General features: G+C 67.0%; 18 protein-coding genes and 1 pseudogene. 7 read left to right on the top strand and 12 right to left on the bottom strand.

Going from position 1 to position 21242, the window contains the following annotated elements; translation table 11 throughout:
• Positions 1-58 precede the first annotated feature (58 nt).
• On the bottom strand, positions 59-1417 hold the full coding sequence (hemG, locus tag BJI67_RS05025; RefSeq protein ID WP_070072110.1) for a protoporphyrinogen oxidase: 1359 nt from the start codon (positions 1415-1417) through the stop codon (positions 59-61).
• A gap of 139 nt (positions 1418-1556) precedes the next feature.
• Here hemG and BJI67_RS05020 point away from each other — a divergent pair, with 139 nt between their 5' ends.
• Positions 1557-2288 (top strand): M48 family metallopeptidase, encoded by a 732-nt coding sequence (locus BJI67_RS05020; RefSeq protein WP_070072109.1) that lies wholly within the window; start codon positions 1557-1559, stop codon positions 2286-2288.
• 10 nt (positions 2289-2298) lie between these two features.
• On the top strand, positions 2299-3063 hold the full coding sequence (locus tag BJI67_RS05015; RefSeq protein WP_070072108.1) for an SDR family oxidoreductase: 765 nt from the start codon (positions 2299-2301) through the stop codon (positions 3061-3063).
• Positions 3064-3084: 21 nt separating this feature from the next.
• Here BJI67_RS05015 and BJI67_RS05010 read toward each other — a convergent pair whose 3' ends face one another.
• Both BJI67_RS05010 and BJI67_RS05005 read right to left on the bottom strand, forming a co-directional pair.
• A complete protein-coding gene (locus BJI67_RS05010; RefSeq protein ID WP_197513315.1) occupies positions 3085-4332 on the bottom strand; it encodes a DEAD/DEAH box helicase in 1248 nt (415 codons plus the stop codon).
• 449 nt (positions 4333-4781) lie between these two features.
• The gene (locus BJI67_RS05005; protein WP_070072106.1) at positions 4782-6680 is read right to left on the bottom strand and encodes an ATP-binding cassette domain-containing protein; all 1899 of its coding nucleotides are present in this window, start codon (positions 6678-6680) and stop codon (positions 4782-4784) included.
• A gap of 140 nt (positions 6681-6820) precedes the next feature.
• Between BJI67_RS05005 and BJI67_RS05000 the strand changes: the two genes are divergently transcribed.
• Positions 6821-7360, top strand: coding sequence for a CBS domain-containing protein (locus BJI67_RS05000; RefSeq protein ID WP_197513314.1), 540 nt, complete (start codon positions 6821-6823; stop codon positions 7358-7360).
• Between the two features lie 12 nt (positions 7361-7372).
• On the opposite strand, the gene BJI67_RS04995 is transcribed toward BJI67_RS05000, so the two are convergent.
• From BJI67_RS04995 to BJI67_RS04975, 7 genes and pseudogenes are all read right to left on the bottom strand, one after another.
• On the bottom strand, positions 7373-8152 hold the full coding sequence (locus tag BJI67_RS04995; RefSeq protein ID WP_070072105.1) for a DODA-type extradiol aromatic ring-opening family dioxygenase: 780 nt from the start codon (positions 8150-8152) through the stop codon (positions 7373-7375).
• 42 nt (positions 8153-8194) lie between these two features.
• Positions 8195-8836, bottom strand: a complete 642-nt coding sequence (locus tag BJI67_RS04990; protein ID WP_070072104.1) for a LysE family translocator — start codon at positions 8834-8836, stop codon at positions 8195-8197.
• Between the two features lie 45 nt (positions 8837-8881).
• Positions 8882-10738, bottom strand: a complete 1857-nt coding sequence (gene ilvD, locus BJI67_RS04985; RefSeq protein WP_070072103.1) for a dihydroxy-acid dehydratase — start codon at positions 10736-10738, stop codon at positions 8882-8884.
• 68 nt (positions 10739-10806) lie between these two features.
• Positions 10807-11049 (bottom strand): hypothetical protein, encoded by a 243-nt coding sequence (locus BJI67_RS18170; RefSeq protein WP_331712276.1) that lies wholly within the window; start codon positions 11047-11049, stop codon positions 10807-10809.
• 173 nt (positions 11050-11222) lie between these two features.
• Positions 11223-11816: pseudogene (locus tag BJI67_RS18165) on the bottom strand (adenosylcobalamin-dependent ribonucleoside-diphosphate reductase); the annotation flags it as partial.
• Positions 11786-12607 carry a ribonucleotide reductase N-terminal alpha domain-containing protein gene (locus BJI67_RS17745; RefSeq protein WP_197513312.1) on the bottom strand — a complete coding sequence of 274 codons (822 nt, stop codon included), beginning with the start codon at positions 12605-12607 and terminating at the stop codon, positions 11786-11788. The gene BJI67_RS17745 and the pseudogene BJI67_RS18165, both read right to left, overlap by 31 nt.
• 44 nt (positions 12608-12651) lie before the next feature.
• Complete coding sequence (locus BJI67_RS04975; protein ID WP_070072102.1) at positions 12652-13350, bottom strand: VIT1/CCC1 transporter family protein; 699 nt, start codon at positions 13348-13350, stop codon at positions 12652-12654.
• 120 nt (positions 13351-13470) lie between these two features.
• Here BJI67_RS04975 and BJI67_RS04970 point away from each other — a divergent pair, with 120 nt between their 5' ends.
• The 4 genes from BJI67_RS04970 (at position 13471) to BJI67_RS04955 (ending at position 18450) form a co-directional block, all read left to right on the top strand.
• Entirely contained in the window at positions 13471-14892 is a 1422-nt protein-coding gene (locus tag BJI67_RS04970; RefSeq protein ID WP_070072101.1) for an amino acid permease, read from the top strand.
• 85 nt (positions 14893-14977) lie between these two features.
• Complete coding sequence (locus BJI67_RS04965; protein ID WP_070072100.1) at positions 14978-15724, top strand: DUF6629 family protein; 747 nt, start codon at positions 14978-14980, stop codon at positions 15722-15724.
• A 37-nt stretch (positions 15725-15761) separates the two neighbouring features.
• Positions 15762-17135, top strand: a complete 1374-nt coding sequence (locus BJI67_RS04960; RefSeq protein ID WP_070073960.1) for a glutamate decarboxylase — start codon at positions 15762-15764, stop codon at positions 17133-17135.
• Positions 17128-18450: an APC family permease gene (locus BJI67_RS04955; protein WP_070072099.1), complete on the top strand. Its 1323-nt coding sequence runs from the start codon at positions 17128-17130 to the stop codon at positions 18448-18450. The genes BJI67_RS04960 and BJI67_RS04955 overlap by 8 nt, the downstream gene beginning before the upstream one ends.
• A gap of 36 nt (positions 18451-18486) precedes the next feature.
• On the opposite strand, the gene BJI67_RS04950 is transcribed toward BJI67_RS04955, so the two are convergent.
• Positions 18487-20055, bottom strand: a complete 1569-nt coding sequence (locus BJI67_RS04950) for an endonuclease MutS2 (protein WP_070072098.1) — start codon at positions 20053-20055, stop codon at positions 18487-18489.
• A gap of 27 nt (positions 20056-20082) precedes the next feature.
• Positions 20083-21222 carry an aldo/keto reductase gene (locus BJI67_RS04945; RefSeq protein ID WP_070073959.1) on the bottom strand — a complete coding sequence of 380 codons (1140 nt, stop codon included), beginning with the start codon at positions 21220-21222 and terminating at the stop codon, positions 20083-20085.
• Between the last annotated feature and the right edge of the window lie 20 nt (positions 21223-21242).

Raw genomic sequence — 21242 nt, 5'->3', positions numbered from 1 at the left:
CGCCATGCAGTCTGCGGACATTCGCAAGTTCTTATTCCCACAAGACTCCGGCATGCGCTCACGCCGCCTCCCCGGTAGCTTCCGGCAGCAGACGTTCACCCAAGGCCAGCGCGTTGTTGACACAGTCGCCCACGGCGATACCGCCGCGCCAGTTGGCTGCCGCGTGGATGTCCGGCAAGGCTGCAAATCCACGGTCTATCTCCGCCACCCGTTCCAGATGACCGATGGTGTATTGCGGAATCGCGGATGCCCAGCGGTTGAGCGCACTGAACACGGGACTGCCGGTCAAGCCCAGCAATGGACGCAAATCCTCGACCACGGTCTCGATCAGGTCGCTGTCATCCAGCGACGGCGCCGCAGGATTGCGCGCCCCGCCGATGAAGGCCGTGAGCAGCACTCGACCGTCCGGAGCACGACCGGGGAACAGTGAGGAAGAAAACAGGGCGCCCAGAGTTCGCCTGCCCTCGCGGCTCGGAATCAGCAGACCGAAACCATCCAGGGGGTGCTGAACCTGTTCGCGTGCGAAGCCCAGCCCCAGGCTGACTACCCCGGGATACTCGATCGCACGCAGGTGCTCGGCGAGGCCGTGATCGAAGGGCTCCAGCAACTCGGCGGACATGGCGGCGGGCGTCGCCAGGATCAGTGTGCTGCCGCATTCCGTTCCGGCCGCGGTTTCCGCCACCCAATGCCGATCCGTGCGCCGCAGCGCCGTGACCGGTCTCCCGGTGGCGATCGCGTCGCCCAGGGCGGCGGCTAGCGCCGCGGTCAATTCGCCGATGCCCTCGTGGAAGGAGATCAGCCGTCCACGTGGCACCGGTCCACTCGCCCGGCCCTGCCGCGCCCGGCGCAGTGCACCCAGGAACAGCGATCCGGCCTCCGCTTCCAGCGCATGGATGCGTCCCGTCGCCGCACGCACCGAAAGGCGTTCCGGATCGCCGGCATACACGCCTGAAACGAAGGGATCGACGGCCCAGTCAAGAAACTCTCGACCGAGGCGACGGCGCACGAAGCTCGCCACGCTCTCGTCCTGCGTCGCGCTGCTGCGCCACGGTTCGGTCAGCAGACGCAGTTTGGCCGGCAGGCTGAACAAGGGCGTACGCAGAAAGGCCATCGGACTGGCAGGCAGTGCAAGCACGCGCCCGCCACGGCATACGTAGCGGCGCTGTGCGTGGGGATTCGCCTCCACCACGCGCGCGCCAAGTCCCAGGCCGTCGATGAGGTCGCGCAGCCCCTCGCCTCGGTCGAGCAGGGAATTGGGGCCGGCATCGAGCAGATAGCCGTCCTGCCGATACGAGCGGATTTTGCCGCCTGCATGCGGGCCTGCTTCCAGCAGCTTGACGCTTGCACCGCGCCGACGCAGGGACCAGGCCAGAGTCAGACCGGAAATACCCGCGCCCACGATAAGAAAATCGTTCATTCGCCGATCAGTTGGGATTCCAGCGGAGTTATCTTGTACCCGATTCCGTACGATGTTGCCAGCCCGTCGGGGTGGCCGGCCATGCGTCAGACAGTCTACACTCGCGGCCATCCGCAAGCAGTCACCCCCACCTGCAACCATGCCGCCGACCCTTACCCTACCCTGGCTCGAGCACTGCGAACTGCGCTACTCGGCACGGGCCCGCCGCCTGCGCATCACCGTGTCCTCCCATTCGGGAGTCGTGGTCACGCTGCCGCACGGCCTCGGTCGCGCGCATGCACTGGATTTTGTGGAACGACAGCGTACCTGGATCGAACACCAGCTGGCCCGATTGCCTGTCCCAGCCGCAGGGCCGCCAGAACGGGTGACATTGCCGATCCTCGACCTTGAACTGACGGTACGCCAGGCGCCGGAAACCCGTGGCACCCCCTTCCTCCAAGAAACTGACGGCATGCTGCAGCTGGGAGGCGATTGGCGCACGAACACAGCGTGGTGCGACCTGTTCGCCGCCTGGCTGCGCCGGCGTGCCAAACCGGTGCTGCAGACGGCATTGTCCGCCGAGGCCGCGCGCATGGGCCTGCGCCATGGTCGTCTGAGCGTTCGCCTGCAACGTACCCGATGGGGCAGCTGCAACCGCCACGGCGACATCAGCCTGAACGCGAAACTGCTGCTCCTGCCGCAGCCGTTGGTACGCCATGTCCTGATCCATGAACTGGCGCACATCCGCCATCTGAATCACTCCCCCGCTTTCTGGACGGTCGTCGCCGACGCCGACCCCGAATGGCACAGTCACCGGCGTACGTTACGCGAAGCCTCTGCGCTGATGCCCGCATGGCTGGACGCACGCCCCGGAAGCGGAAATTCAACCTAGGAGCTCAAGCATGAGTCATACCGTTTTCGTTACCGGCGCCACATCAGGGTTCGGCGAAGCCATCGCTCGCCGTTTTGCGCTAGCCGGCCATCGCGTCGTCGCCAGCGGTCGCAGACGCAACCGTCTGGAGACATTGGCCGCCGCCATGCCCGCGGGGCTCGTTCTGCCGCTGGTGCTCGACGTGCGCGACCGCGACGCGGTGGAGACAGCCGTGACCGGCCTGCCGGAGGATTTCTCCGAGGTCGATGTGCTGATCAACAACGCAGGCCTCGCACTCGGCCTCGAACCCGCGCAGCGTGCCGATCTCGACGAGTGGGAGGAAATGGTCGACACCAACATCAAGGGCCTGATGGGCGTTACCCGGGCGCTGCTGCCGGGCATGGTCGCGCGAGGCCGGGGGCATGTGATCAACCTGGGGTCGGTCGCCGCGAGCTGGCCCTATCCCGGCGGCAACTGCTACGGCGCCACCAAGGCCTTCGTACAACAGTTTTCGCGCAACCTGCGCTCGGACCTGCTGGGTACCGGGGTTCGGGTGACCAACATCGAACCCGGCATGGCCGAGACCGAATTCTCGCTGGTGCGCTTCAAGGGTAATGCCGATCAGGCTGCCGCGGTCTATTCAGGAACCCGGCCGCTGACGGCGGAGGATATCGCCGAAAGTGTGATCTGGGTCACGGGGCTGCCGGCACATGTGAACATCAACAACCTGGAAATCATGCCGACCGATCAGGCCTGGGGACCGTTTGCAGTCCATCGCGAGCCGCAGGGGAAATAAACCCCGAACGGCACAGACGGATTAGCCCTTCTCGTCCTCGCCGCCGTCTTCGCGTCGACGGCGCCCCTTGGTGCGATACACCACGTTGACCGGTTTGCGGGCACCGGGTGCCACGGAAAAACCGTAATCCGCGGAATACTGGACCGGCTCGTTGGGTTGCGGTCCGCGGGGTTCCGCAGGCGGCGCCTTGGATGCCCCGCCAGGGCCGGAGGCGTAGTCGCTGGGGAAACGCACGTCCGGCGACCGCCTGCCGCGTCCGCCCTGTCCCTGCGCACCGGCAAGACGACGCCCCGGACCACGCAGCCCACCCTTGCCCGTCTTGCCGTTGCCGCCACCATTGCCCCCGTTGGCATGGGCTGGCTTGTTGCCGTTCCCCTGGCGCGCAGTACGCGGGCCGCGTACAGACTTGCCGGCAGGTTTACCGCCCTGCGTACCACCGGCGTTGCCGGCACCCGCCCGGCGCGGACCACGTGGCTTGGAACGCCTGGCGCCGCTACGGCTAGATTCAGACATCGTCCCCGTCTGCAATTCGGCCGGCTGTCTTTCGTCCTCGTCCTCATCCATGATTTCAGCCACTTCCTCATGTACGGTCGCAGTCTCGGCTAGCAGCTTCTCGGATACCGCTTCGCCAGCACCCTCATCAATGCGTACCGGATAACGTGTCAATCGGGCCACAAGCAGCCCCACGGCATCGTTCGGCGCGTCGGAAAGCACCACCTTCTGCTGCAGCGTTTCGGCGCTCGCGTCAACGATGCTGTAGATCTCGCTGCCCAGGCCCATGTCGAGCATCTGATCGGTCTTGTCGAGCACCAGCAGCCTGAGTCGCTCGAATGGCACGCGCCCCCGCCGGATGTGATCCATGAGACGACCCGGGGTCGCTACCAGGATATCCAACGGACGCCGCAGCAGCTGGTGCTGAGTCGGATACGGCCTGCCGCCGACCACCGTACCGAAACGCAGTCGCGTGTCGTGGCCGAATTGTTTGATCATGCGCCCAATCTGCATCGCCTGATCGCGCGTCGGCGCTAGCACCAGCGCACGTGGTCCGCGACCCTCGGGAGCCGGCTCGGCCAGCAGGCGCTGCATGAGTCCGAGCAGATATCCGGTGGTACCTCCCTGCCCAGTTGGCGTAATAGCGACGACGTCGCTACCTGCAAGCACGGCGGCCACGAGACGTGACTGGATTGCACTCGGCGCGCGCAGTCCAATCTCCTCGACCGCAGCCAACAGCGGGTCAGCCAGCGTTAGGTCTGCAAATGATTCTGCCAAGGTAGCCTTCCTCATTCCAAGCGGTCACCCACCATTGCCGGGCGAATAACAGCCTTCCAAAGCACCGGTCGGGCATGCGCCGACGCGCATATACCGCATGGCGCAGCATGCGCGTACGTTCATCGAGTCGACGACTGAAGCCATCCAGAGGATGGCTGGCCCAAAAGGGTATCGAAGTCTTCCATTTGCCTTAAAATTCAAAGAGGCTTCTGGTCCCGGGCGTGGTCGGGTTGCTAACGGCCCAGGTTGCAACCTCGGCGACGATCCAGCATACGGAGTTTGTACGGAAACCCATCGGCGCTGGTGTCGGAACAGTTCTGGCGAACGAGCGCAACTTTGTGCAATACGCACTGTTGCGCCGCGAACTATACGCGCACATTACGCCAATCACCAGCTTCGAGGGAAAGAAAGTCGCTGACTGGCGAAGTTTTGCGCTCAACCTGAATCGCTTACCCCGCAGTGGACTCCAATTTTTCCCAACGTGCAAACGCAGCCTCAAGTTCAGCGACCACCGCCTCGTGGCGCAGCCGGGTTTTGCGTACTTCCTCTGCATCGCGGTACAGATCGGGACTCGCAAGAGCGTTTTCAAGGGTCTCCTGCTCGGACTCCAGCGCCGCGATCTTCCCGGGCAGCGCATCCAGTTCGCGCTGGTCCTTGTAACTGAGCTTGCGCGCCGGCTTCGCCGCCGCAGCGGGCGCATCACGCGTCTGAACCGGCTTGGCCGCAGCGGTTGTCGCCTTGGCGGCTGCCTGCCCCGGACGCTGACGCAGCCAGTCCTGGTAACCGCCCACGTACTCCGCAAAATACCCGTCGCCCTCGAAGGCCAGGGTGCTGGTCACCACGTTGTCGAGAAACACGCGGTCGTGGCTAACCAGAATCAGTGTGCCTGTGTATTCGACGAGCAATCCTTCCAGCAGTTCCAGAGTTTCGACATCGAGATCGTTGGTCGGTTCGTCCATGATCAGCAGGTTGGCCGGGCGGGTGAACAGCTTGGCCAGCAGCAGGCGGTTACGCTCGCCGCCCGAAAGCGCGCGGATCGGCGTGCGCGCACGCGCCGGACTGAACAGGAAATCCTGCAGATAGCCCATGATGTGCTTGGACTGCCCGTTCACGGTGACCTGGGTGCTGCCCTCGCCCACCGCGTCCACCACCGTGCTTTCCGGATCGAGCTGTTCGCGCTGTTGGTCGAAATAGGCCACGGACAGCTGCGTGCCGAGACGCACATGGCCGGTATCCGGCTGCAGGGCACCGGTGAGCAGCCGCAGCAACGTGGTCTTGCCGGCGCCGTTGGGGCCGATGATGCCGAGCTTGTCGCCGCGCAGCAGCGTCAGGTTCAGATCGCGCACGATGGTGCGTCCGCCCAGCGCGATGCTCGCGCCTTCCGCCTCGGCCACCAGTTTGCCGGAGGTGCCGCCTACATCCACCGCCAGGCGAGCCTGCCCGGTACGCACCCGGCGCTCCCGGTGCTCCTCGCGCATCGCCTTGAGCGCACGCACCCGGCCTTCGTTGCGGGTGCGCCGGGCCTTGATGCCCTGGCGTATCCAGGTCTCCTCGATACCGAGGCGGCGGTCGAATTCGGCGGCCTGGGCGGCCTCGACCTCGAGGTCCTCGGCCTTGCGCCGCACGTATTCCCGATAGCCGCAGGCGTAGCGGGTCAGCTTGCCGCGGTCGAGATCGAGCACCGCGGTCGCCAGGGCGTCGGCGAAGGCGCGGTCATGCGTGACCAACATGACCGCACCGGGGAAATTGCGCAGGAAATCCTCCAGCCACTCGATGGCTTCGATATCGAGGTGGTTGGTCGGCTCGTCGAGCAGCAGCAACTCGGGATCGGTCACCAGTGCGCGACCGAGCAGGACGCGCCGCTTGAGGCCGCCGGAGAGGGCGTCGAAGGCTGCCTCGCCGGGCAGATCCAGGCGCGACACGACCGCATCCACGCGTGCCCCGAGGTTCCAGCCGTCCTGCGCCTCCAGGGCGTGCTGCACGCGTTCCAGGCGAGTCAGATCGTCTTCCCCTGCGCCGTTGCCCAGGGACTCGCTCAGGCGATGGTATTCGGCCAGCAGTGCGCCCAGTTCGCCCAGACCGTCGGCGATCACCTCATATACACTGCCGCGAACGTCGCGCGGGATTTCCTGTCCAAGATAGGCGACGCGCAGACTGCCTTGACGCACGATCTCACCGTCGTCGGCCTGCAGTTCGCCGGCGATCAGGCGCATCAGCGTCGACTTGCCCGCGCCGTTGCGCCCGACCAGACACAGTCGCTCCTGCGCCTCGACACTGAGGTCAGCACGATCGAGCAGAGGGGCACCGCCGAGGGTGTAGGTGAGGGCGCGCAGCGACAGCAAAGACATAGGGGATAATTCCGGAGACCCGGGGGCGGAGGGCTATCTTAGCAGACGCCGATATGCCGCCGAACGGGCCTGCCGTACCGTGCGAGGTACTCGTCATGTCCATACCCAAGCTACATCCCCGTCCGTTACGCCGGGGAACTATGATCGTCGCTCACGACCACGGCCTGCCGGAACTCGTCCGCCCGGACAGCCCTGCGCTGGACGTCATGACCGACCTGCGCCGCAGCCGCGCCGTGACCACGGTCGGCGGAGCCACGCTGGAGAGCGCGCATCAGCGCATGATCCATACCGGTGTACGCATGCTGCTGGTACTCGACCGAGAAAGCAGCGTCACCGGCCTGCTCACCGCCACCGACCTGCTGGGCGAAAAGCCCATGGCGGTCGCCACCCGCGAGCAGGTCTCGCACGATCAGTTGCGCGTCGAGCACGTGATGACGCCCACCGAGGAAATCCAGGTTGTCCCGCTGAACGAAGTCGCACATGCCAGCGTCAGCGATGTAGTGGCCCTGCTGCGCGAGACCGGTCGCCAGCATGCGCTGGTAGCGGAGGAACGCGCTGACGGCGAAGCAATCCGTGGCGTGTTCTCGCTCAGCCAGATCGCGCGTCAGCTCGGCAAAGCGCTGGAACTTCCCGGCGTCGCGCACAGCGTGGCCGAGCTCGAGCACGTGATCAATCACTGAAGACCCGAGCGCTCAATCCCAGACAAAGCTGCTCATCGACAGGGTGCCGAAGGCAAAGGAACGATGCACCGCGCGACCCCGCGGATCGTACGCTGCACCCAGGGCGACGAGCAGCGGCAGGAAATGCTCGGGCGTCGGATGATTCCGCCTTGCCTCCGGCGCCTGCGTCAGATAGCCGGTCAGCGCCTCCCTATCCCCCGCCTCGACGGCAGCGTTCAGCCAGTCGTCGAAACCCGCGGCATAGGCGGCCGGCGGGTCGTCGTCCGGCGGCATGCGCAGATCGCGCAGGTTGTGCGTCGCGCTGCCGCTGCCGAGGATCATCACGCCCTCGTCGCGCAGCCCACGTAATGCGGCGCCCAGGCGCAGATGCCACGCCGCGTCCCGTCCGGGCTGCACCGAGATCGGCACGACCGGAATGCCCGCCTGCGGATACATCAGCTTCAGCGGCACCCAGGCCCCGTGATCCAGTCCCCGGTCAGGATCGATTTCCGCCGGGAATCCGGCCTCGCGCAACAACGATGCCACCCGACCGGCCAGGGCGACATCGCCGGTCGTCGTGTACCTCTGGCGATAAAGCTCCGCCGGGAAACCGTAGAAATCGTGGATCGTCTGCGGCTGCATCGACGCACCCACCCGAGGCGAAGCGGTCTCCCAGTGTGCCGAGGCGCAAACGACGGCCTGCGAGCGGTATTCCGCACCCAGCGCACACACGGCATCGTGCGCCGGACCAGCCTCGAGCACCAGCAGCGGCGATCCGTGCGAGACGAACAGGCTGGGAGCACGCTGGGTCATGGCCTTACCCCGGTAGCGAAGATGCTTGATGACCGCATCGCTTCAGGCTGAGCGGTGACCGATCAAGGCCAGCCGGACGCCCAGCCCGACCAGGACCGAGCCGAGCAGGCGCTGCAGCCAGCGCGCAACGCGTGCGTTGCCGCGCAGCGTTCGGGTCAGTCGCGACGCGAGCAGTATGGCGGCGGATTCCACCACCACGGCAACCGCGATCACCAGCACGCCGAGCAGCATGATCTGGGCCGGCGCGTGCCCGGCTTCCGGACGCACGAACTGTGGCAGGAACGCCAGAAAAAAGATCGCCGCCTTGGGATTCAGCAGGTCCACCGCCACACCTTGGTGGTACGCCATCCATGGCGTGACGCGCCTATCAGGTTTCTGCTCCTTGTCCAGCACCGGCGCCTGCGCACGCCACGCGCGCAGTCCGAGGTATACCAGATAGGCCGCGCCGACGTACTTCACCACCGCAAAGGCGACGCCCGAGGCGGCCAGCAGGGCCGCCAGACCCAACGCGGCGGCCGACACGTGCACCAGGGCGCCGGTCCAGATACCCAGCAGTGACGCGAAACCGACCTTGCGGCCTTCCGCCACCGTCCGCGACAGGACGTAGATCAGATCCGGTCCCGGCGAGATGTTGATCGCCAGCGCGGCGGACAGAAACAACAGCCAGTTCGAGGTCGAATCCATGACGCCGCTGTCCCGGCCGTATCAGCGATAGATCCCGTCGAGCGCTCAGCGCTCGACCTGACTCACGTCGCGCACCGCGCCCTTGGCGGCGGAGGTGGTCATGGCGGCGTAGGCGCGCAGCGCGGCGCTGACCGGACGATTGCGGCCGACCGGCTTCCAGGCATCGCTGCCGCGGGCCTCCATGCGCGCGCGGCGCGCGGCCAGTTCCCCGTCGCTAATCGCGATGCGGATGCTGCGATGCGGGATGTCGATGGCGATGATGTCGCCTTCCTCGACCAGGCCGATGTTGCCGCCCTCGGCCGCCTCGGGCGAGACGTGACCGGTGGACAGCCCCGAGGTACCGCCGGAGAAGCGGCCGTCGGTGACCAGGGCGCAGGCCTTGCCCAGGCCCTTGGACTTCAGGTACGAGGTCGGATAGAGCATTTCCTGCATGCCCGGCCCGCCCTTGGGGCCTTCGTAGCGGATCAGCACCACGTCGCCGGCCTGGATGCGATCGGCGAGGATGGCCTCGACGGCGGCGTCCTGGGACTCGAAGATGCGCGCCGGCCCCTCGAACACCAGGATGCTCTGGTCGACGCCGGCCGTTTTCACGATGCAGCCGTCCTCGGCCAGATTGCCGTAGAGCACGGCCAGCCCGCCGTCCTTGGAGTAGGCGTGTTCGATGTCGCGGATACAGCCGTTCTCACGGTCGAGATCGAGCGCATCCCAGCGCGCGGACTGGCTGAACGCGACCTGGGTCGGCACGCCGCCCGGCGCGGCGTAGAACAGCGCCTGCTCGGCCTCGGCGGCGCGGCGCACATCCCAGCGTTCGATGGCCTCGCCCAGGGTGCGGCTGTGCACGGTGGGCACGTCGCGGTGCAGCAGGCCGCCGCGATCCAGCTCGCCGAGGATGGCCATGATGCCGCCGGCACGGTGCACGTCCTCCATGTGGTACTGGCTGGACGGCGCGACCTTGGACAGGTTGGGCACGCGGCGCGACAGGCGGTCGATGTCCTTCATGTCGAAGTCAACGCCCGCCTCCTGTGCGGCGGCGAGCAGGTGCAGCACGGTATTGGTCGAGCCGCCCATGGCGATGTCGAGGCTCATGGCGTTCTCGAAGGCGTCGAAGCTGGCGATGCTGCGCGGCAGCACGCTGGCGTCGTCCTGCTCGTAGTAGCGTCTGGCGATGTCCACGACCAGTCGCCCGGCCTCCAGGAACAGCTTCTCGCGCTCGGCGTGGGTGGCGAGCAGCGAGCCGTTGCCCGGCAGCGACAGGCCGAGCGCCTCGGTCAGGCAGTTCATCGAATTGGCGGTGAACATGCCGGAGCACGAACCGCAGGTCGGGCAGGCCGAGCGTTCGTATTCCTCGACCTTCTCGTCGCTGTTGCTGTCGTCCGCGGCGGCTACCATGGCGTCGACCAGATCGAGGTGGATGATCTTTTCCGCGCCCGGCGTTTTGGCGATGACCTTGCCGGCCTCCATCGGCCCGCCGGACACGAACACGGCCGGAATATTGAGGCGCATCGCCGCCAGCAGCATGCCGGGGGTGATCTTGTCGCAGTTGGAGATGCACACCAGCGCATCCGCGCAATGCGCGTTGACCATGTACTCGACCGCATCGGCGATCAGCTCGCGGCTGGGCAGCGAGTACAGCATGCCGCCGTGGCCCATGGCGATGCCGTCGTCCACGGCGATGGTGTTGAATTCTTTGGCCACCCCGCCGGCCTTCTCGATCTCGCGCGCGACCAGCTGGCCGAGGTCCTTGAGATGCACGTGTCCCGGTACGAACTGGGTGAAGGAATTGGCGACGGCGATGATTGGCTTGTCGAAGTCGGCGTCCTTCATCCCTGTGGCGCGCCACAGGGCGCGGGCGCCGGCCATGTTGCGACCGTGGGTGGTGGTATGGGAACGATACTTCGGCATGTCTCGACTCCGTGCATTGAGCATCTTTTGAATACGCGGAGTGTATCACCGCCGCGGGTGCGGCGCGGTCAGGCCTGCGAGGGGTCCGCTAGAACCCCGGGCGTCTCGGGTAAGGTGCAGCAGCGCTGGCTGCTGTCGGCGACGAGCACCTCGCCGGTGACCGGATTGGGGCGGAACACGGTGACGCCCTTGAGCCCCAGCTCGTAGGCCTGTCGGTAGATGCCGCGGACGGCCTCGAAGGGATAATCGCGGGGGACGTTGACGGTCTTGGAGATCGCGTTGTCCACGTAAGGCTGCAGCGCCGCCTGCATGGCCAGATGCGCCTCCGGCGGCAGTTCGGCGGTGGGTCGCCGGCACCGCTCTGCCCGCGCCAGAGGGCCCAGGCGCAATCCGCGACCCGAAAGGCTTCGCGCCGACCGTCCGCCTGCCGCACCCGCCGCTCGTAGGCGAGGTCGAACACAGGTTCGATGCCGCTGGTGACGTTACCGGCCAGGAGGCTGATGGTGCCGGTGGGCGCGATGGCGAGGAGATGGCTGTTGCGGATGCCGTGACACGCGATGGCCTCGCGGATGTCCGGCGGCAGGCGACTGACGAACTCGCCGGCAAGATACGGAGCGGCCTCGAACGCGGGAAAGGCGCCCTTCTCACGCGCAAGCTCGACGGAACTGCGGTAGGCCGCGTGACATAGACGTTCGAGGATGCCCGCAGCGGCTTGCCGGGCCTGCGGTGATGCGTAATGCAGACCGAGCATGGCCAGCGCGTCCGCCAGTCCGGTCACGCCCAGTCCGATGCGCCGCGTCTCGCGGGCTGCCTCGGCCTGGCGCGGGAGGGGGAAGCGGCTCGCGTCGATGACGTCGTCCAGGAAACGCACCGCCACGCGCGCGGTCGCTTCGATGCCCTCCAGGTCGAGCGTAGCCTGCGTGGTGAACGGTGCGCGCACGAAGCGCACGAGATTGATCGAACCCAGGTCGCAGGCGCCGTAGGGCGGCAGCGGCACCTCCCCGCAGGGGTTGGTGGCGCCGATCCGCTCCCGGTAGTGGAGGTTGTTCAGGCGGTTGATGCGGTCGATGAACAGCACGCCCGGCTCGGCCGCGTCATAGGGTCATAGGCTGCGCGCGTGATGCGCTCCCACAGCGCGCGGGCCGACACCGTGCGCACCACCGCACAAGCGACCGGCTCCCGATGGCCCGGCCAGTCACGCACGACAGACTGGGCCGCGCCACGTCGCCGCTGCGGGTCGGGGAACACCAGCGCCCAAGGCCCGTCCGCCGCAACCGCGCGCATGAATGAGTCGTCGACCTGCACGGATAGATTGAAGTGGCGCAGCTGACCGGGTTCGCGCTTGGCCTCGACGAAGGATTCGATATCGGGATGGTCGCAGCGCAGCGTGGCCATCATGGCGCCGCGGCGAGAACCGGTGGAAACCAGGGTGGCGCACATGCTGTCCCACACGCGCATGAACGAAACCGGGCCTGAGGCCAGCGTGCCGCGGCGCTCGGCAGGGAAGCCGGCCGGCCGCAAGGTCGAGAAGTCGTAGCCGATGCCCCCGCCCGACTGCAGGGTGAGCGCCCCTTCGCGCAGCGCATCGAAGATGCCGTCCATGGAATCCTCGATATCGCCCATCACGGAGCAATTGAACAACGACGCCTCGTACGCGGCACCTGCTCCGGCGAGAATGCGCCCGCCGGGCAGGCAGCGAAAATCCTCGAGAATCTCGCGGAAACGCGCCGTCCAATCGCCGACATCGCGCTCGACCTGTGCCACGGCACGCGCGACGCGCTGCCAGGAGTCCTCCACGAACCGCTCGTCCGCCTGGCGGTAGCGGGTCTCCCACACATGGCGGGCAAGCGGGGTCATTGCCTGGTGCATGTCACCTCACATCGGCGCGGCAGGCGGCGCGCCATAAGGAGAGACTAGACGCCTCCGGCGTGGAACAGCGCGCCCACGCCCGCCGTGACCGCCATGGCCAGCGCACCCCAGAACGCCACGCGCCAGGCGCCGGTCGTCATCGGGGCGCCGCCGGTCTGCGCCGCCAGCGCGCCCAGACCGGCGAGCGAAACCAGCGACACGCCCGCGACCCAGTAACCGAGCCCGGATATAGGGGCGAACAGGGCAGTGAGGAGCGGCAGCGCCGCGCCGACGGCGAAGGTCAGCGCCGAGGTCACTGCAGCCTGCACCGGCCGGGCGTTGAGCACCTCCGAGATGCCCAACTCGTCGCGCACATGGGCGGCAAGCGCGTCATGGGCCATGAGCTGATCGGCCACCTGCTCCGCCAGCGGCCTGTCAAGTCCACGCGAGATATAGATCGAAACCAGCTCGGCATGCTCGTGCGCCTCGTCGGCGGCCAGTTCCAGGCGCTCCCGTTCGATGTCTGCTCGTTCGGTATCCGACTGCGAACTCACCGAAACATATTCGCCCGCTGCCATCGACATCGCACCCGCCATCAGGCCAGCGCCACCCGCAACCAAGATCGCGCCATGCGAGGCCGAGGAAGCCGCAACGCCAAGAATCAGACTGGCGGTGGATATGATGCCATCGTTAGCGCCCAACACGGCAGCGCGGAGCCAGCCAATGCGATGGGTGCGATGGATTTCGCGGTGGTGGACTGGCATGCGATGCGTCTCCAAGAGTACGAGGGTGCCGTGCGGAGGGCTATTTAAAGATCATCCGCGCGGTTCCGGCAAGACCCGATCGGATTGAACCTTTCCCAGGCGAGGGGTATCGGAAAGAACATGTCAGACCGCTCAGCGACACCCGGCAGCAAGACCAACCAACTCGGCATCGTCACGCTCACGCTGATGACCGCGGCGCTGTTCCTGACCCTGCGCAACATGCCGATGATGGCCGCGACCGGGCTGCAGATGGTGTTCTTCAACGCCGTCACGGTATTCGCCTTCCTGATCCCCATCGCCCTGGTCTCGGCGGAACTGGCCACCGCCTGGCCGCGCAACGGCGTATTCCATTGGGTCGAGGAGGCCTTCGGCACGCAGTGGGGCTTCACCGCAGTCTGGCTGCAGTGGGTGCAGAGCCTGTTCGGCATCACCTCGATCCTGTCCTACGTCGCCGCCAGCCTGGCCTACGCCTTCGACCCGCGGCTCGCGCACGATCGCTATTTCATCGTTGCGGTGATTCTCGCCGTGTACTGGGCGGCGACGCTGGCCAACCTGCGCGGCACGCGCGCCTCGGGGCTGATCTCCAGCGTGTGCCTCGGCGCCGGCGTGCTGCTGCCGAGTGCGGTGCTGATCGCCCTTGCTGTGGTCTACGTCGGACAGGGCCGCCCCGTGCATCTCGACCTCGCGCCTACGCTCGGCAACTGGCTGCCGCTTGCCCATCCTCAGCAGTCGCTGGTGCTGTTCCTGAGCTTCATCTTCGGCGTCGTCGGCATCGAGGTCTCGGCCAGCCATGCCCGCGAGGTGCGCGACGTGCGCCGCAACTATCCCATCGCGGTGTTCGCCGCCGCCGTGCTCGGCTTCGTCGTCACCCTCGCCGGCGGGCTGGCGGTCGCCGCAGTGGTGCCCAAGGCACAGCTCGACCTCGTGTCCGGCAGCGTACAGGCCCTGCAGGCCTTGTTCGACACCTGGAGGCTGGGCGCGCTGGTGCCGGTCGCCGCGCTGCTGGTTGCGCTCGGCGCTGCCGGGCAGGTCAGCACCTGGGTGGTCGGCCCGGTCAAGGGCCTGTGGGCTGCCGGCTGTGCGGGCAACCTGCCGCCGGCGCTGCAGGAGGTGAACGCGCAGGGCGTGCCGCGCAACCTGCTCCTCGTACAGGCACTGGCCATGAGTGCGGTGGCGCTGGTGTTCCTGCTGGTGCCCTCGGTCGACACCGCGTTCCTGCTGCTCACCTCGGCGGCAGTAGTGCTGTATGCCGCCATGTACCTGATGCTGTTCGCCGCCGCCATCCGCCTGCGCTACGCCGAACCCGACACCCCGCGCCCCTACCGCGTGCCCGGCGGGCGCACCTGGGGCCTGTGGCTGGTGGCCGGCACCGGCTTCGTCACCACCCTCGCCTGCCTGCTTATCGGTCTGCTGCCGCCCGGCGGCGGGGTGTCGGAAGGCGTCTACGCCCCTGCCATGCTCTCCACCCTCGCGCTGATGCTCGCTGTTCCCCTGCTGCTCAACCGCCTGCGCCGACCGCAATGGCGCATGGCGACGGAATGAACCATAGTGGCAATGGCTCATTCCCACTTCGACGAATGGTCGGCGCGACAGAATAAGTACATCACGAAGACAGACGAGTACCGGCATGATTTTCATCGTTCTGAATTTCACCCTAGCAGGCGTGCTGCTGACCATCGGCGTCCTGACGCTGAAGAAAGTCAGCCATGCGGGCGAATGGGTTTTCGCCAGCCTGCCCCTACTGTTCGGACTGCATCAGTTCGATCAAGGCATCGTCTGGCTGGGACTGTTACACGTCGTCGACACGCACGTTCTACATGTCGCCGCCCAGCTGTTCGTCTTCTATGCCCAGGCCGTGTTGCCCGTACTGGTGCCGCTTGCCGTCTGGCTGCTGGAAGCCCGAGGTCCGAAGCGCGACCTGCTCGCTTCGCTGGTCCTGATCGGTGCGCTGCTGGCCGTCTACGTCGGCTGGGGCCTCGCGCACTATCCGACGCAGGTCTACGTGCATCACGTGTCGCTGGTCTATGCGAATGCGTCCATAGCGCACCTGTGGATCGCGCTGCTGTACATCCTGACCACTTGCGGCTCTCTGATCCTCAGCCGGAGCGTCACTATCCAGCTCTTCGGCTGGCTGAATCTGATCGGCCTGGTCGTCGTCTATTTGATCGCCCAGTACGCCTTCACGGCCCTGTGGTGCCTGTATGCCGCGCTGGTCAGCGGCATGCTCTACCTCTACTTCATCGAACGCCGCATCGCCTTTCTGTCGGCACTGCGACGGACGGAAGTCCAGGTCGAACACGAAGTCGACGACGAACTGGCTCGACTGACCCGCCATCTTCCACGCCTGCGCAGACTGCTCGTCCGCCCGCACTGATTCCCGCCTCACCCGCCACAACGGAGTGATCACGACCATGGTCAAGAAACTGCTGCCCGACGCCGCCCTGGCGCCCACCTACGGCTCCCGCGCCATGTCCGAGCCGGTACCCAAATACACCCTGCCGGAAGGGGAGCTGCCATCGCAGACCGCCTACCAACTGATTCATGACGAACTCATGCTCGACGGCAACGCGCGCCTCAACCTCGCCACCTTCGTCACCACCTGGATGGAACCCGAGGCCGAACGGCTGATGGCCGAGACCTTTGACAAGAACATGATCGACAAGGACGAGTACCCGCAGACCGCGGAGATCGAAACGCGCTGCGTCAACATGATCGCGCGGTTGTTCAATGCGCCCGACGACGGCGCGGCGGTAGGCGTGTCTGCGATCGGCTCCAGCGAGGCGGTGATGCTCGCCGGCATGGCGCTCAAGTGGCGCTGGCGTGCGCGCCGCGAGGCCGCAGGCCAGTCCGCCGCCAAACCCAACCTGATCCTCGGCGCCAACGTGCAGGTGGTGTGGGAGAAGTTCTGCCGCTACTGGGAGGTCGAGCCGCGCTACATCCCCATGCGCGAGGGACGCTACGTGATCACGCCCGAGGAGGTGGTCGAGCGCATCGACGAGAACACCATCGGCGTGGTCGCCATTCTCGGCACCACCTTCACCGGCGAGTTCGAGCCCATCGAGGCCATCCACGACGCCGTGGTCGCGCACAACGCGGCGCACGGACTCGCCGTGCCGCTGCACATCGACGCCGCCAGCGGCGGCTTCGTCGCGCCCTTCATCCACCCCGACCTGCGCTGGGACTTCCGTCTGCCCAACGTGGTCTCGATCAATGCCTCGGGCCACAAGTACGGGCTGGTCTATCCCGGCGTCGGCTGGGCCGTGTGGCGCAATCAGGAGCACCTGCCCGAGGACCTCGTGTTTCATGTCAACTACCTCGGCGGCGACATGCCGACCTTCACCCTCAACTTCTCGCGCCCCGGCAACCAGATCGTCGGCCAGTACTACAACTTCCTGCGCCTCGGCCGCGCTGGCTACACGCGCATCATGACCACACTGCGCGAGGTCGCCACCGAACTATCGGCGAAGATCGCCGACCTCGGCCCCTTCGAACTGCTCAGCGACGGCTCGAGCATCCCCGTGTTCGCCTTTCGCCTCAAGGACACCACGCACTACTCCGTGTACGACGTGTCCGAACGCCTGCGCGTGCGCGGCTGGCAGGTGCCTGCCTACACCATGCCGCCGGACGCCGAAAGCGTCGCCGTGCTGCGCGTGGTGGTGCGCGAGGGTTTCTCGCGCGACATGGCGGACCTGCTGCTCACCGATCTCGCCCAGGTGGTCGCCGATCTCGATGCTGCCCCACCTGCCCGCCCCAGGCAGGCCGACGGACATTTTCATCATGGCTGAAACGGCTGCCTCGGCGAAAACGCCGCTGGGCACCGCTGCGCTGCTGTCTATCGGCATCGGCGGCATGATCGGTGGCGGCATCTTTGCCGTCACCGGTCTGACGATTCAGCTCACGCGTGGTGCCGCACCGCTCGCCTTCGCCCTCGCCGGAGCGGTCGCACTGCTCACCGCCTGGTCATACCTCAAGCTCACGCTGCGCTACCCCAGCTCAGGCGGCACCGTGGAATTCCTCAACCGCGCCTACGGGCCCGGCGTGTTCACGGGGGCGCTCAACATCCTGCTGTGCCTAAGCTACGTCATCCTGCTTGCGATCTATGCCTATGCCTTCGGCACCTATGCCGTCGATCTGTTCCATGGCGGAGCGGCAGCACGTAGCATGCTTGCGAGCGGGGTGCTGCTCGTGCTCGCACTGCTCAACTTCCTCGGGCCGCACATCGTGATCCGCAGTGAAAACAGCCTCAACCTGCTCAAGCTGATCCTGCTCGCCGGGTTCATCGTCGCCGGCCTGGCCCTGCCCGGCGACCCGGCACGCCTAGCACCCGCTCAGTGGGTCAGCCCACTGCCGCTGATAGCCGGCGCAATGATCGTCTTCCTCAACTACGAAGGCTTCGAGCTGATCGCCAACGCTGCGCCGCAAGCGGTCAACCCCCGCCGTTCCCTGCCCATTGCCTATCTCGGCGGCGTCGCCATCGTGATCCTGGTCTACCTGTGCATCGCCGCCGCCGTGCTGCTGCACCTGGGATTCGGCGCGATCGCTGCGCACCGCGATGACGTGCTCTCCGTCGCCGCCGGGCAGATCCTGGGCCATGGCGGCTCCCTAGCCATCATCGTCGCCGCGCTGGCCGCGACCGCCTCGGCAATCAACGCCACCTTCTACGGCTCGGGGCGGCTCACCTATCTCATCGCCAAGTACGGCGAACTCCCGTCCGCCTTCGAGCACGACATCCGCAACCAGCCGGTCGAGGGGCTCGCGTTGTTCGCCACACTTGCCTTGCTCCTAGTCAACGGCGTGCCGCTGTCGGCCATCGCAACGCTGGGCAGTGCCGGGTTCTTGCTGGTATTCGCCGCGGTCAATCTGGCTAACCTGCGCCTTGCACGCGAAACCCAGGCGAACCCCAGGCTGGCCGCCATCGGCGTCGCAGCGTGCCTGACTGCCCTTGCCGCCCTGTGCGCCCAGGTCATCGAAGATCCGCATACGCGCTGGCAGATCGCTGGCCTGGTCGCCTTGATCGCATTCTCGGTCGCAACGGAATTGTTCTACCGCCGGTTGAGTGGGCGCAGCATCCACATGGGCAGACAGACCCCGATATCCTGAAGGGAGCGCGCAGGGCGCTTCAGGGTGCCCCGCCTCTCAGCCGTGTCCGTCGGCCAGGCGCTGCAGATGCTCGCGCGCGCCGGCCACCAGCGCGGCGGGCAGACCGTTCTGCTCGGCGATGAGCAAGCCGAGGGATTTGCCCGGCACGCCAATGCGCAACCGGTAGGTCGGGCGCAGGGTCTCGGTGTCGAAATGCATCGAGGCATTGCGCACGCCAGGCCGGTCGGCGGCATATTCCTTGAGCGGCGACAGATGGGTGTTGACCACGCCCTGCACGCCACGCGCACCGAGTTCGTCGAGCACCGCCATCGCCAGCGCGGCGCCCTCCTCCGGGTCCGTGCCGGTACCCAGTTCGTCGAGCAGCACCAGCGTGCTGCCGTCCGCCTCGTCGAGCACCCGCTTGAGCACCTCGACATGTCCGGCGAAGGTCGAGAGGTGGTGGTACAGGCTCTGATGATCGCCCACGTCCACGATCAGGCGCGTATAGCATCCCACGACGCAGTCCCGCTCCGCCGGGATGTGCAGACCGCAATGCGCCATCGCCACCAGCAGCCCCAGGGTCTTGAGCGCCACCGTCTTGCCGCCGGTGTTCGGCCCGGTGATCACCAACAGGCGGTCCTGCGGATCGAGACGGATCGTCAGCGGTACGGGCTGTACCCCGCTGCCATCGGCGAACTGCACCAGCAGCAGCGGGTGATAGGCATCGTTGAGCTCGACCTCGGCGGCATCGCTCAGGCGCGGTGCGTGCGCGTTCATCGCCTGGCTCATGCGCCCGGCGGCCAGCGCCAGGTCGATCCAGGTCAGCGCCGAAAGCATCGCCTGCAGGGCCTCGACGTGTTCGCGCACCTGGGCGGTCACGTCGCGGAACAAGCGCTGCTGCTCGGTGCCGATGCGTCCCATCACGGTTTCCAGACGGTTATTCGCGGGCACCGCCTCCATCGGCTCCACCACCACGTCGCGACCGCCGAGCGCACTGCCGCGACGCACGCCCTTGATCCGCTCCGCTTCGGCCGCACGCACGCTCAGCACCGCGCGCTCGTTGTGCCAGCCCACCTTGCCGCCGTCGGCGAACAGCGCGGCGATGTCGGCGCGCTGCATGCGCTGGCGTACCACCGACTCGGCTTCGTCGCGCAGCTGCCGACGCTCGGCGAACAGCGCGGCAAGCGCCTCGTTAGCGTCATCGCGCAGCGTGCCGGCGCCCACCAGAGTGCGCTCGAGACGCTCCACCAGCGGGGCTGGCGGCCTCAGGTCGTCGAGGCGGCCGGGATAGATGCCCGCATCCTCGCGCAGGGCCTCGGCCAGCCTGGCGCAGGCCGCCATCACCTCCTGCAGATTGAACAACGCCTGCCCCGACAGCGAGGCGCCAACGGTCGAGGCCTGCCGCAGCGCCGCGCGCACGTCCGGCAACGCGCCCAGCGGCGGACGGCGGCCGGCGTCGAGCAGTCGGCGTGCGGCGTCCACGGCGCCCTGCATGCGACGCGCCACCTCGGCGTCGGGCGCGGGCTCCAGGCCGCGGGCGGCGTCGGCGCCATAGGGCGTCGCGGTCAGGCGTTCCAGCAGGCGGCGGATGGCATGGAATTCCAGCGGTTTGAGATCGGCTTGCACGAGTGTCCTCCTGCGTAGACCCGGGGCTCAGGCCTTCTGGTACATCGCCAGGTAGTCCTTGCGCGGCATCGGCGGCACCTGGGCGGTGGCCAGCAGGTCGGCCAGATGATCCGGCGTGCTCATGCCGACCAGCGAAGTGCCGAGGCCCGGCGTGGAACGGTTGAACTGCATCGCCCGTTGCGCGGGATTGGCGAGATCGGGCAGGTGTTCGTCCACCGGACCCACCGACTGCGCGGCGAGATGCCCCTTGAACAGGGTATGGCTGGCCATGACGTAGACCTCGAGCTGGTACGCCGCCTGGATCGGCGAGGCGACGTTGCCCTGGCCGGTGGCCGTGTTGAAGCGCGTGAAGCCCTCGCTCATCACCTGATTGAAGGGCATCATCGCTATCTTGAAGTGATGGCGGGCGTGCTCGTCGCCGGTCGCCAGCTGGGCGGCGCGTTCGGCGAGGCCGACCATCGCGGTGAGCGATTCGAACATCGGGCTGTCGGTTTCCACGCGCAAGCCCTCGAAGGTGCTGATGCCGTAAACCCGCAGACGCTTCTCCTGCACCGCGCGCTCCAGGGTCTGGAACACGGCCGCGAGCCTCTCGTGCGCCGCCTCCTTGCCGATCTCCGGGATATGCACCTCGGGCTGGTCGACCAGGAAGGCGTCGAGCGTTTCGACGCCCATCAGATGACGCGAAAGCTCGAGCTGGTAATTGATGTACTCGGGCGTCAGCAGGTGCACGCCCTTGGCCAGGTCCTCGCGCGTGCCCAGGCCGGCGGCGACGATCTCGCGCTCGAACCAACCGGCCATGTCGGCCGGCGGTCCGCCGCGCAGGGTCAGGAAACCGCCCTTGGACATCAGGAACATGGCCTCGCGCGGTACGCCCTGGGCCGCCGCGGCGCGCACCCCGGCGCCGACCGCGGCCAGGGAGCGGCCGTAGCGGTAGTGCGCGGCGGTGTCGATCACGTTGACGCCCTTGATCAGCGCCTCGGCGACGATCGCCGAGATCTGCGCATCGACCACCGGGTCGGCCGCACCGCCGAAACTGCCCACGCCCAGGCTGGAAAGCTGGATGCGGGCGCGCAGAAAGTCGCTGTAGTGGCCCTCGGCGGTCTCTCCGGCCTCGATGTGTGCACGCGCGTAGGCCTGGGTCGCCTTGGCGTTGGCATAGCCCGGCATGAGGGTGGCGGCGGTGGTCG

This window comes from Acidihalobacter aeolianus, from assembly GCF_001753165.1.
GTDB classification, from domain to species: Bacteria; Pseudomonadota; Gammaproteobacteria; order DSM-5130; family Acidihalobacteraceae; genus Acidihalobacter; species Acidihalobacter aeolianus.
The sequence above is the reverse complement of the archived record's forward strand: the minus strand, read 5'-3'. Positions and strand labels throughout refer to the sequence as shown.